At 69.0% G+C, this 12071-nt stretch carries 11 protein-coding genes; 6 read left to right on the top strand and 5 right to left on the bottom strand.

Annotated elements, in window-relative coordinates; all coding sequences use genetic code 11:
- The first annotated feature begins 336 nt into the window (after positions 1–336).
- A complete protein-coding gene (locus tag CCS01_RS19800; RefSeq protein ID WP_104520496.1) occupies positions 337–2502 on the top strand; it encodes a hypothetical protein in 2166 nt (721 codons plus the stop codon).
- A 54-nt stretch (positions 2503–2556) separates the two neighbouring features.
- On the opposite strand, the gene CCS01_RS19795 is transcribed toward CCS01_RS19800, so the two are convergent.
- Positions 2557–3147: a uracil-DNA glycosylase family protein gene (locus CCS01_RS19795; protein WP_104520495.1), complete on the bottom strand. Its 591-nt coding sequence runs from the start codon at positions 3145–3147 to the stop codon at positions 2557–2559.
- A 320-nt stretch (positions 3148–3467) separates the two neighbouring features.
- Between CCS01_RS19795 and CCS01_RS19790 the strand changes: the two genes are divergently transcribed.
- Positions 3468–3998 (top strand): cache domain-containing protein, encoded by a 531-nt coding sequence (locus CCS01_RS19790; RefSeq protein WP_104520494.1) that lies wholly within the window; start codon positions 3468–3470, stop codon positions 3996–3998.
- Between the two features lie 54 nt (positions 3999–4052).
- Here the strand turns inward: CCS01_RS19790 and CCS01_RS33855 are convergent, their stop codons facing one another.
- Positions 4053–4301 carry a hypothetical protein gene (locus tag CCS01_RS33855; protein ID WP_158258503.1) on the bottom strand — a complete coding sequence of 83 codons (249 nt, stop codon included), beginning with the start codon at positions 4299–4301 and terminating at the stop codon, positions 4053–4055.
- On the opposite strand from CCS01_RS33855, the gene CCS01_RS19785 reads away from it, so the two are divergent.
- From CCS01_RS19785 to CCS01_RS19770, 4 genes are all read left to right on the top strand, one after another.
- On the top strand, positions 4279–6819 hold the full coding sequence (locus CCS01_RS19785; RefSeq protein ID WP_158258502.1) for an EAL domain-containing protein: 2541 nt from the start codon (positions 4279–4281) through the stop codon (positions 6817–6819). The genes CCS01_RS33855 and CCS01_RS19785 overlap by 23 nt on opposite strands.
- A 139-nt stretch (positions 6820–6958) precedes the next feature.
- The gene (locus CCS01_RS34745) at positions 6959–8005 is read left to right on the top strand and encodes a WD40 repeat domain-containing protein (RefSeq protein ID WP_104520492.1); all 1047 of its coding nucleotides are present in this window, start codon (positions 6959–6961) and stop codon (positions 8003–8005) included.
- Positions 8006–8057: 52 nt separating this feature from the next.
- A complete protein-coding gene (locus CCS01_RS33845) occupies positions 8058–8591 on the top strand; it encodes a hypothetical protein (RefSeq protein ID WP_104520491.1) in 534 nt (177 codons plus the stop codon).
- Between the two features lie 27 nt (positions 8592–8618).
- Positions 8619–9248: a carboxymuconolactone decarboxylase family protein gene (locus tag CCS01_RS19770; protein WP_146101856.1), complete on the top strand. Its 630-nt coding sequence runs from the start codon at positions 8619–8621 to the stop codon at positions 9246–9248.
- Between the two features lie 345 nt (positions 9249–9593).
- Here CCS01_RS19770 and CCS01_RS19765 read toward each other — a convergent pair whose 3' ends face one another.
- From CCS01_RS19765 to CCS01_RS19755, 3 genes are all read right to left on the bottom strand, one after another.
- Positions 9594–10355 (bottom strand): short-chain dehydrogenase/reductase, encoded by a 762-nt coding sequence (locus CCS01_RS19765; RefSeq protein WP_104520489.1) that lies wholly within the window; start codon positions 10353–10355, stop codon positions 9594–9596.
- 3 nt (positions 10356–10358) lie between these two features.
- A complete protein-coding gene (locus CCS01_RS19760; protein ID WP_239992270.1) occupies positions 10359–11087 on the bottom strand; it encodes a gamma-glutamyl-gamma-aminobutyrate hydrolase family protein in 729 nt (242 codons plus the stop codon).
- The coding region (locus tag CCS01_RS19755) for an MFS transporter (RefSeq protein ID WP_338049994.1) at positions 11084–12071 on the bottom strand (988 nt) is incomplete at its 5' end. The genes CCS01_RS19760 and CCS01_RS19755, both read right to left, overlap by 4 nt.

Raw genomic sequence — 12071 nt, 5'->3', positions numbered from 1 at the left:
CGCCGGTGCGCACGGACTGAACCGAGGGCATGCCTTGGGCCATTCTGCTTCCTGTCATGGAACAGCCGCCGGGAATGGTCGGGCTGTGCCGCGTGCGTGCCGGGACAAGGATATGACGGAGCAAGGTCTCCGCCCCCTCGTCATGGCCGGGCGTATCCCCATGCGTATCAGGATAGGCGATCTGGCGGAGCCAGGTCTTCTCCCCATCGTCATGGCCGGGCGTGTCCCGGCCATCTGCGCTTCGACGGCGGGGGGTGGATGGCTGGGACACGCCCGGCCATGACGGAGAGAGAACGGTCCCGGCCACCAGGCCCTTCCGGCCAAGGAGACCCCGGGATGAGGCGCCTCGCCCCCTGGCTGGCGCCTGGCCTGTGTGCCGCGATCGCGGCGGGCGGCTATGTCCAGGTCCTGCTGTCGCGCAGCTTCTGGTGCGGGCGGGTCGAGGCGTATCCCGGCAGCGTCCTGCTCACCGCCCTCTGCCTCGGACAGGCCGCGCTCTACCTGGCCGCCGCCGCGTCGGACGGATGGGCCTGGATCTACCGGATCACCCAGTTCCTGGTCCTGCCAATCCTGCTCTACGCCCTGGTCCAGGTTTTGGCGCCCTATCCCCACACCCTGCTGCTGGCGGCGGCCGCGAGCGCGGTTCCGGCCCTGCTGGCGCTGGCGCATCCGGCCTGGCGATGGGCGCGGCCGGACCTGCCGGCGATCAGCGGCCTGTTCCTGGTGTCCTGCCTCGGCTTCCTGGCGGCATTCGGCCAGATCCCGCTGACGCTGCCGCGCGTGGTCGCATCCGATTGGCTGATCGCCCTGGCGGCCCTTGCCGCGGCCGCGGTCGCGGTGACGGTCATCGCCTCCTGGCGTCCGCGCCTGCCCGGCGATGCCAGGCGCTGGCCGGACATCGCCGCATACCTGCCGCTGGGGCTGCTGCTGTTCCCGGTGCTGCGCGCCCGTCTGCCGGATCTCGCCTACGACAGCGTGATGTACAAGACCACCCTGCCCTACCAGATCGCGGAGTGGCGCACCGGCGACAGCGCCATCCCCGACGGGTTCCTGGTCGGGACCAACCTGCAGGAGTTGCTGAACGGCCTGCTGGTGACGATCACCGGCGACTACATGCCGGCGCTGATCTCGACGCTGAGCTATGTCCTGCTGCTGCTGATCACGCCACTGGCCTTCCCGGTCGTACGGCAGGCCCCGCCCGCCAGGCGGATCGTCGTGGCTTTCGCCGGGCTGGCGGCCTTCGTGCTGCCCGAGGCCGCAAACATCCAGGGCACTTCCTACCAGGAAGCGTTGCTGCTGTTGTTGCTGGTGGCGTCGCTGATCCGCTGCCCGGCCTGGCCGGGTTTCCTGGCCATGGCGGTGGCGGTGAAGATCAATGCGGCGTTCATCGCTCCCCTGGTGGTGCTGTATCACGTCTTCGGATACCGCGGGTTTTTCACTTCGCCCCGGCGCCTTGTGGCCGGCGTACTGGCCGCCGCCATCGTACTGGCGCCGCAGCTCAACAGGAACGTGCTGTATACCGGGCGTATCCTCGGGCTGAGCGAGACGCTGGCGGCCGTCACCGATCCGCCCGGCCCGAACCGCATCCTGGCCCCCGGGAAGACCGTGTACGACACGACAGCCCGCGGCGGCGTGCTGAGCAACGCGCTGCTGTCGGCCTGCAACATGATCGCGCTCGACCAGGTCTGCCCGGTCACCTACCGGGGCGACGTGTCGCTGGGCTTTCATGTCTTCCCGGCGTCGCGCGCGCCGCTGCTCGCGCTGGTGCTGGCCGGGGCCGTGCTGGCCGGGGCCTGGAGCAACCGCCGGCTCCGCTGGCGCGGGATCGCGTCGGTGGCCGTGTTCCTGGGCTGCTATGTCGGCTTCCTGGGCTTCCTGACGGTGGGCCGCTACTTCCTGCCGCTGTCCCTCGGCTTCGCGATCCTGCTGCTGCTGGCCCCCGAGCCGGCGGAGGCGGCCGTGGCCAGGTTGCGGCTGTCCTGGCCCGGACGGCTGCTCGGCATTGGCCTGGGCTGCTGGCTCATAGGCTCCGACCTGGTGACCGGGACGTTCACGAATGTCGGCTGGATCTGCCGGCGGGACCTGACCGCCGCCGTGCAAGCGCGCGACCTGCGCCAGCCGGAGACCCCGGTGCAGCGTTTCCTCGCTGACCGGGTCGCCGCCTACAAGCGCAGTTGTCCGCCGCCCGGCCTGCCGCCGGTGATCCTGTCGGAGCACGACAAGCTGAATTCGCCCTACCTGGGCACGCAGCGGATCTTCCACGTCTATACCCAGGTGATGATCGGCCGGTTCTTCGCCGCCAACCCGGCCCGCCAGGCGCGCGCCGCGCATGCCATCATCGCGGTGGTGTCCCAGAACCCGGCATACCCGGCGTCGGTCCTTGGCCCGGCCCTGGCGGACTACGTCCCCTGCTTCCACGACGGCACGCTTGCCGTGCTGTGCTCGACGGTGCTGGCGCCGGCGGGCGGGCAATGCGCCACCAGCCTGTATGAGGCTCGGTAGCCCGGGCCGGCGTGTTCGTGGCAAGCGGGTCCGGGCCGGAACCGGCCCGGGGTATCAGGCGAGTGCCGTTCGCACCGCCTGCCGCAGGGCGGGCAGCAGGTCTTCGGTGAACCAGGGATTGCGGCGCTCCCACCCGGTGGTCCGCCAGGATGGGTGCGGCAGGGGCACCACCGCGGGGCCGTAGTCCCGGAACCGGCGCACCCGGTCCGTCATCGCGCCCTTCCCCAGCTGGTGCTGCTGGGCATAGGACCCCACCAGCAGGGTCAGTCGCAGTTGCGGCATCAGCCGGATGAAGCGGTCCAGCCACAGCGGCGCGCATTCCGGGCGCGGCGGTGCGTCGCCGCCGGCGGGCAGGCGGCCCGGGTAGCACAGGCCCATGGGCACGATGGCGATCTGCGATCCGTCGTAAAACCGGTCGCGGTCCATCTGCAGCCAGTCGCGCAGCCGATCGCCGGAGGCGTCGTTCCACGGCAGGCCGGTCATGTGGACCTTGGTGCCGGGCGCCTGGCCGATGACGAGCAGGCGCGCGGTGGCGGAGACGCGGAACACCGGGCGCGGGCCAAGCGGCAGGAAGTCGGCGCAAAGCCGGCAGGCGGACGCTGCGGCGACGGCGGCGGCGAGGGAGTCGGCGGGGCGGTCGGACATCGTGGCAGGATATAGGGATCGCCGCGCCCTCGGTGCATCCCGGCCGTTGCCGATCGGCAGGACGAGGGGCCGGACGCCAACCGGTCGGCACGCGGGATGGCGGTCAGCCACTGGCCGCGACATTTCTCGACAGGATTCGGCATTGTCGGGCGGCGGGACACCCGGTGCAACGATACTCAACAATCCGTTTCGTGACAGTCAAGAATTTCAACAGACTGTCGCGCGCAATCATTAGCATATCTTGCCGATGCGATTAAGATGTAATTGTTTTAAGTCCGTAAGATCACATTCGTTGCGGGCCGTCGATCAGGATTGACATCATGCGGAACGCCTGCCTGCCCGCCTCAGCCTCCCGCCTGGCTGCCGTTCCGGACGCTTTCAAGCGGACGCTGCGTTTCGTGGCGCCGATGATGGTCGTCGCCGGCATTCTGCCGTTTGCCCAATTGGCAAACGCGCAGACCGCCGCCGATGCCCAGGCGCTGGCTGAACGCGCCGTCGCCCATGTGCATGAAGTGGGCCGCGACAAGGCATTCGCCGATTTCAGCCGCCTCGACGGAGGCTTCGTCAATGGCTCACTCTATGTGTTTTGCCAGGATGCCAGCGGCGTTGTCGTCGCGCATGGCGGCAATCCAAGGCTGGTCGGCAAGAACATGTCCGATGTCCGCGGCCCGGACAGGCGGATGGCAAACGTCGAGATCAAGCGGCTCGGGCTGACAAAGGGCAGCGGCTGGCTTGAGTTCCGCTGGCCGAACCCGGCGACGAAGCGGATCGAGCTGAAGCACGCCTACGTCCTGAGAGTGGACGACCACACGGTTTGCGGATCGGGCTACTACACGAGCAATGAAAAATGACCCCGCCGGCTTCCGGACCACCGGCGAGCGCGTGACCTCTGGGAAACCCGCGCATCAGGCTTGTTCAAACACGAACCCACCCGCACGGCGCCGATCATCCGATTGAGTGCCGTTGCGGCCACGACGGAATTTCAGCATGACGGCTTCTGCGTCAAACGCCTCCAGGGTGGCGACATCCGGTCCATGCGACATAGACAGGCTGTGCGCCCCGCCGCATATCAGGTTGTTTCGGAGCCTGAAACCTTGTGCGGCCTTCCGCAACCTGCCGTTGGCCCGCAAGGTGGCGCTGATTCCGACGATCACGCTTGGCATCATGGCGCTGATGTTCTTCCTGGCGGCGCGCACGGGCGAACAAAGCACCGCGACGGTGCAGGCGCTCGACTACAACGTGTTCGAGCCATTGATCGAGGCGGAAACCGCGAAGGACGACATCACCCTGTTGCAGACGCGGTTGCTGAGCCTGATTTCCATCGGCACGAATGAAAACAACCCGGCGGCCCAGAGGGCGGCAGCCGACAAGGTTCTCTCGTCGCTCGACCGGAGGGCCGAGCGTTTTGACCAGTTCCTGAAACGCAGCAGTGCGATTACGCCGTCCCAGGCAAATACGCTTCGCAAGGAGTTCGCCACCTACCCGGCGCGTGTCCGGGACACGGCCCAGTTCGCCGCCTATGACGCCAGCTACGGCGCCCTGCTGACGGGCGTCACGAACGACGCCTTCGAAACGCTGCGCAGCGACCTGAAGAAGCGCATGGACGATCTCGCGCAGCGGCGCGGCGTGCTCACGCGGCGCGCGCTCGACAACAGCGAGCGGTCCCAGCAGTTCATGCTGCTGCTCGTTGGCGGGGCCGCCGTGGTCGTGCTGCTGGGCTCCACCCTCGTCGGACGGTGCGTCACCGTGCCCCTGCTCTCCCTGACGAACCTGATGAACCAGCTCGCCGGCGGCGACACGAACCTGACGGTGCCGGCAACCGACCGCGGTGACGAGGTCGGCGCGATGGCGCGGGCAATGCAGGTCTTCCACGCCAACGCCGTGGCCCGCCGTCTCGGGGAGGCGAAGCTGCAGGAACTCAATATGCAGTTCGATGCGGCGTTGAACAGCATGGCCCAGGGCATGGTCGTCTGGGGACCGGACCAGCGTGTGCAACTGGTCAACAACCGCTTCCTTTCCATGTGCGGCATTCCCGATGGCTGCATCGGCCCGGACATGACCGTGATCGAGTTTGTCGAGGCCATGAAGCGCCATGGCCTGCATCCGTTGGATGACGCCGGCGACGTCGCCTACCAGATCGCCTCGATCCTGAACGCGCGGCAGTCCAGCCAGATCGAGCTGGAGATGCGGCCGGACCTGCTGGTGTCGATCGCGAGCGAGCCGATGCAGAACGGCGGCGCCGTCGTGACGTTCGAGGACATCACGGCAAAGCGCCGGAACGAGGAATGTGTGGCGTTCCTGGCCCGGCACGACGCGCTGACCGGCCTGCCCAACCGTTTGCTGTTGCAGGAACGCATCAACCAGGCCGCGAGCCGGCTTGGGGAAACGGACCGGTTCGCGGTCCTCTGCCTGGATCTGGATCGCTTCAAGGCGGCGAACGACACGCTTGGCCATGGCGCCGGCGACGACCTGCTGCGGGCGGTGGCCGGACGGCTGCGCTACTGCGTGCGCGACGAGGACACGGTCGCGCGGCTCGGCGGTGACGAATTCGCCATCATCGTACGCGGGCCAATCGGCGACCAGGCGACCCTGCCGCAACTGGCCGAGCGCATCATCGCGTCCCTCGGCTCGCCGTTCGAGGTGCAGGGGCATGATGTCGTCATCGGCACGAGCATCGGCATCGCGGTGTCGGAGCCCGACCTGCCGGTGGGCGAACTGCTGAAGCGGGCCGATGTGGCCTTGTATGCCGCCAAGGAGGAGCGCGGCATGTTCGCCTTCTTCGAGGCCGGTATGGACGAGAGCCTGCGGGAGCGCCGCGGCCTGGAAGCCGATCTGCGGCTCGCCCTGCAACGTGACGAGTTCGAGCTGTACTATCAGCCGCTGTACAACCTTCCCGAGGATCGCGTCACGGCGTTCGAGACACTGATCCGCTGGAACAGCCCCAGCCGCGGGCGGGTCATGCCCGGCGACTTCATTCCCCTGGCGGAGCAGACGGGTCTGATCATTCCGATTGGCGAGTGGGTGCTGCGCACCGCCTGCGCGGAAGCGGTGAAGTGGCCGGCGCATATCCGCGTCGCGGTGAACGTCTCGTCCGTCCAGTTCAAGGACAAGCGGCTGGCGTCCATCGTGCGGGAGGTTCTGGAGCGGACGGGCCTCGCGCCGGAGCGCCTGGAGCTGGAGATCACCGAAACCATCCTGTTGCAGGACAGCGAGACGGTCCTGACGACGCTGCTGGACCTGCATGCCATGGGGGTGCGCGTGTCGATGGATGACTTCGGCACCGGCTACTCATCACTCAGCTACCTGCGGCGCTTCCCGTTCGACAAGCCGAAGATCGACCGGTCGTTTGTCGGCGACCTGGCGGCTCCGGCCGCGAACGGCGACATGGCGGCCGGCGGCGAGGCCCCTTGGCGGCTGACGCGGAGCGCGTTGCTGATCGTGCGGGCGATCACGGGCCTGGGGAGCGGCCTTGGCATCACCACGACCGCCGAGGGGGTCGAGACGGTGCACCAGTTCGAGCAGATGCGGCTTGAGGGATGCAAGGAGGTGCAGGGCTATTTCATCGGCTTGCCGCGCCCGGCCTCGGAGATCGCGTCGATGTGCTCGGTTCTCGATGCTTCCCTGCCGCTGCGGGCGGCGGCGCGGCAGGAGCCATCGCGCCGGGTTGCCTAGCGGCGGCGCGTCGCGAGCCTTGTCCCGTCTCTCAATGTGAGTAAGTTGGCCTGGGCGGCAACACGCGCCTCTCGCCGCAGGGCGATGGCGGACCCGCGTGTTGCCGCGCATGACGACGAAGCCCGAGAGAGACCGGACCATGAGCCAGACCGCCGAAGCTGCCTTCCTGCTGAAAACCCGGGGCACTTCCCGCGAACTGGAGGCGTTCGTCGTCGCCGCGCGCTTCTCCCGCGACAGCCGCACCGCCGGGTTCGCGCTCGGCGACGGCTCGGTGCGGCTGATGCGGGTGGGATCGGCGGACGAGTGGACCTCGATCCCGGCGCATGACGGTGCGATCCTGGGGTTCGCCATGGATCCCGGCGGCGACGGCTTCATCTCCGGCGGCGACGACGGCAAGCTGCGGCGCGTCGGCGCCGGCGGCCGCGTATCGGACATCAGCGATTTCGGTATGAAGTGGGTCGAGCACGTCGCGACCTATGCGCTGGACAGGGGCAAGGGGCTGATCGCCGCCAGCGCCGGCAAGATCGTGCGGCTGTTTGACGAGACCGGAAAGCTGCTGAAGGAGCTGACCCACCCGTCCACCGTCACCGGGCTGGCGTTCGACGGCAAGGGCAAGCGCATCGGCGCCTCGCACTACAACGGCGCGTCCTTGTGGTTCGTCGCGGCGAAGACGGACACACCGCGCAAGCTGGAGTGGAAGGGCAGCCACACCGGCATCCTGATCCATCCCGAGGGCGACGCGGTGGTGACGGCGATGCAGGAGAACGCGCTGCACGGCTGGAAGCTGCCGGAGGGGCAGCACATGCGCATGAGCGGCTACCCGTCGAAGCCGAACAGCCTGTCGTTCACCCGCAACGGCCGGTGGATGGCGAGCAGTGGCGCCGACGCGATGGTGCTGTGGCCGTTCTTCGGCGGCGGGCCGATGGGCAAGGCGCCGATCGAACTGGCCGGCGGCGACGGCATCCTGTGCATGCAGGTGGCCTGCCATCCGAAGGACGAGTTCGTCGCCGGCGGCTTCGCCGACGGGCTGGCCGTGGTGGCGGACATCGGCTCGTCCCGCATCCTGCCGGTGGTGCCGCCGGAGCACGGGCCGATCAGCACCCTGGCCTGGAGCGGGGGCGGCGCGCAGTTGGCCATCGGCTCCGAGACGGGGTTTGCGGCTGTGGTGGATTTCGCCGAACGATAGGACGGCGGGCGGGGCTGTTCCCAGGGCCCCGCTTTCCGGGCATGATCATGGTATGCAGCCTGATCGCCAGCCCGACCTGTTCGCCGGCGGTGGCGGCCCGGCGCCTGTGATCGCGCCGCAGCCCGCCTCCGTGGCGTCGGCGCTCGATGATGCCGCGTTGATCGCGGTGATCCCCGACGCCACCCAGCGCTCTTGCCAGGACCTGGCCGGGGAGGCCGCGGCGCGGCGGCTGGCGGCGGCGGTTCCGGCGCTGGAGGCGCTGTGTCGGCGCTTCAAGGGTTTCGGCCTGGCGCATCCGGTTCCGGAGCAGATGGCGGCGGTGCGGGCGCTTGGCGCCATCGGCGGGCGGGAGGCGGCGCAGGCGCTGGCCCGGATCGTCACGGACCAGGTGGTGCAGGGTCCCGGCGCCGATACCGTGCTGCGCGAGGCGGCCCGGCTGCGGCAGCGCCTGCCGGATGCCCTGGTGCTGGGACGGATAGCCCGGACACGGCCGGAGCTGGCGGAGGATGCCCTGGACGCGCTGCGGGACATCGACAGCCCCCCTGCGGCGGCCCTGGCGGAGGCGATCGCGCGGGAAACCGCGTAGCGGTATGTTTTCCTTGATAACGCATTGTTGCGGCTGGACCATCAGCGGGCGGTATGCTGTTATACCGGTGTCGAACCGGAGCGTGCCGTCATCAGCGACAAAGGTCTGCTTTCCGCGGAGGACGAAGCTCGGCTCCAGGCCACGCTTCGCCGCATCGCCGAAACCCATGGGTATGTTTCGAACCTGATGCAGACCGTGGCACTGGCTCCGGATGGACTTGCCGCGTTCGCTGCGTTGGCGGCGTACACGCGCCACGGCTCGCAGCTGACCGAGCGGCAGAAACAGCTCGCCATCCTGATTGCATCGCGGGACGTGCATTACGGCTGGGCGCATCACGCGCCGCAGGCGCGGGCGGAGGGCGTAACCGAGGACCAGCTGCAGCGTCTACGCGAAGGCCGCACGCCACGGGATCTGACGGCCAGCGAGCAGGCCCTGTGCGAGTATGCGTTCGAGATCGCCTACGGCCGCCGGCTGCCGCTGCGGGTGGCGGACCAGATGCACGGGCATTTCTCGCCGCGGCAAATCGTCGATCTCGCCCTGCTCATCGCCCACGCGATGTCGGTCGCGGCACTGGCGCTTGGCCTGGACGTCCCGCTGGAGGCGCCGGAGGTGCTGCGGTTCGAACTGGAGTGGCAGCAGCGCCGGGCAGCGGGGTGAACCTCCATTGGGGGCGACAGGCCGCGGGCTGCCGACAGCGGCTTTGCCTGTTTCGGCAAGGCTGGTCGCCAATGGCCGGCGCGGGCGATGCCGTGTTGGATGAGTAACGACTGCGCTGCCTGATTGGTTTTGTCCGGGGCTTGCTCGCCGGTGGCTATCGGACGAGGTGGGGGTTGAGGCTATCGGATAAGGTGAAGATTGGAAGGATTTGGTGCCGCGGCCGTTCTCTCACCGGCATGGCCGGGCGTGTCCCGGCCATCCGCGCACGAACGGCGCAGGGTAGATGGCCGGGACACGCCCGGCCATGACGATGGGGAAACGGACCTTGATCCGACAGTGGCGAAGCTATCCGCCGCCGTCGATCGTCAGTACCGTGGCGTTGGTGTAGGCCGACAGCGGGCTGGCGAGGAAGGCGACGGCATTGCCGATCTCGTGCGGCGTGGCGGCGCGGCCGAAGGGCATGGTGGCGGTGAGCTCGCGCCAGCGTTCGGGGTCGCCGAGTTTCTGCTGGGCCTCGGCGCGGCGCAGCATCACCAGGCGGTCGGTTTCCACCGGCCCCGGATTGATCGCCACCACGCGCAGGCCATCCGCCGGAGCGCCCTTGCCGAGCGCGCGGGTGAACGCCATCAAGGAGGCGTTGCCGGCGGCGCCGGCGATGTAGCTGGTGGGGAATTTTTCCCCCGCCGCGCCGATGACGTTGACGATCACGCCGGACCGGCGCGCCTTCATCCGGGCGTAGACCGCGCGGCAGAACGAGATGTAGCCGAAGACTTTCAGGTCCCAGGCCTGGCGCCACCTCGCGTCTTCGATGGATGCCAGGTCGCCGGGCGGGATGGCGCCGGCGTTGTTGACCAGGATGTCGATGTCGCCCGCCTCGGCCGCGACCTTGCGGACCGCTTCGTCGCTGGAGAGGTCGGCCGGGATGGTGCGGACGTTGACCTGGCGCTGGCCGCGGATGGCTACGGCGGTTTCCTCCAGTTGGGCGGGGCCGCGGGCAACCAGGATCAGGTTGCAGCCTTCCCCGGCCAGGACGTCCGCGGTGGCGCGGCCGATGCCTTTCGAGCCGCCGGTGATCAGGACCGTCTTGCCGGCCAGTTGCAGATCCATGTGTCATCCACCCTGTGCTTTTGTTCTTCGACAGGCATCGCCGAAAGCGCGGAAGATGGCAACACTGTGCGGGTTGCCGGCATAGGCCCACTCGGGGTGCCATTGCAGGCCCAGCACGAAATTCTTCGCAGCCGGCATCGCAACGCCCTCAATGGTGCCGTCGGGGGCGGTGGCTTCCACCACCAGGCCGGCGCCGAGGCGGTCGATCGCCTGGCCATGGATCGAGTTCACCATGATGCTGCCGGCGCCGAGGATCCGCGCCAGGCTGCCGGTGACGGAGACGGCGTGCTTCACGCCGTAGCGTACCTCCAGCGGGCCCGGGCCGCCGCGGTGATCGGCGCGGCCGTCGCGGATATGCACGCGCTGGATCAACGAGCCGCCGAGCGCCACGTTCAGCTCCTGGATGCCGCGGCAGATCGCCAGCAGCGGGACGCCTCTGGCGATGGCGGCGCGGATCAGCGGCAGGGTGGTGTGGTCGCGATCGAGGTCGTGCAGGTCGGGAGTTTCCGACTCGCCGCCGTCGTAGTGGCTGGGATGCACGTTGCTGGGGCTGCCGGGGACCAGCAGGCCGTCGACGTGGTCGAGCGCCGCCAGCATGCGCTCGCCCAGCGGCGGGATCAGCATCGGCAGGGCCTCGACGCCGCCCAGCACCGCTTCGGCATAGCGCGCGGGAGTCTGGTGGACGGGCATCTCGTTGACGGTTCTGGCGCAGACGGGAATTCCAACGATCATCGGCGTATCCATTCGGTCCGGGGACGGACTCTATCGGCGATGACGGCGCCAAGCATGCCGCATGCCATCATGGCGGCCATGCCGCGCGGGGTTCCGTCGGTCAGCAGCGAGACCAGCAGGCCGGCACTGGCGCCGAGGCCGAACTGGAAGGTGCCCATCAGCGCCGCCGCGCTGCCGGCATGGCCGGCGTGGCGAGACAGCGCGCCGGCATTGGTGTTGGCGTTGGCGAAGCCCTGGCAGCCGATGATGACCACCAGCGGCGCGATGATCGCCCACAGGATGTGCACGCCGCTGAACGCCAGGGCGGTCAACACCAGCGTGGCGGTGAACGAGACCCAGGCAATCACCGTCAGCATCCGCGACAGCCCGGCGATCGGCAGCAGCCTCGCGTTGAGCTGCGCGCACGCCACCAGCGAGCAGGCGGACAGGATGCAGGCGACGCCGTAGGCGGCGAGCAGCCAGAAGATGACGCGCCATTGGGCGAACACCAGCACGCCGCCGCCGATGGACGGGGCGAGGATGGGGGCGAGGCCCATGACCAGGACCAGCCGCGACATCATGATGGCGGCGGCCTGGCCTTCCGCGAGGTCGCGCACCACGGCGCGGGCGATGACCATGCCGGCCGAGGCACCGAACGCGGCGATCAGGCGGAACACCGCCAGCGCCGGCAGGGTGGGGGCGAGGGCGCAGCCGATGGTGGCGAGGGTGAACACGCCGAACCCGGCCATCAGCGGCAGGCGGCGGCCGAAGCGGTCCGCCAGGCTGCCCTGGTTGAGCTGGCCGAGGGCGAGGCCGGCGAACCAGGTGGCGAGGGTGAGCTGCGCGGTGCCGGGGGCGGTGCCGAAGGCGGATTCCACGGCGGGGAAGGAGGGGAGGTACATGTCGGTGGCGGCGGGACCGACGGCGATGAACAGGCCGAGCAGGCTGGGCAGCCAGTTCGGATGGGGGCGAATGGACGGGGTGGTCATGCGCCGGGGTGTAGCA

It is taken from the genome of Rhodopila globiformis (assembly GCF_002937115.1).
Classification (GTDB): domain Bacteria; phylum Pseudomonadota; class Alphaproteobacteria; order Acetobacterales; family Acetobacteraceae; genus Rhodopila; species Rhodopila globiformis.
This window is presented reverse-complemented; position numbering and strand designations above follow the sequence as displayed.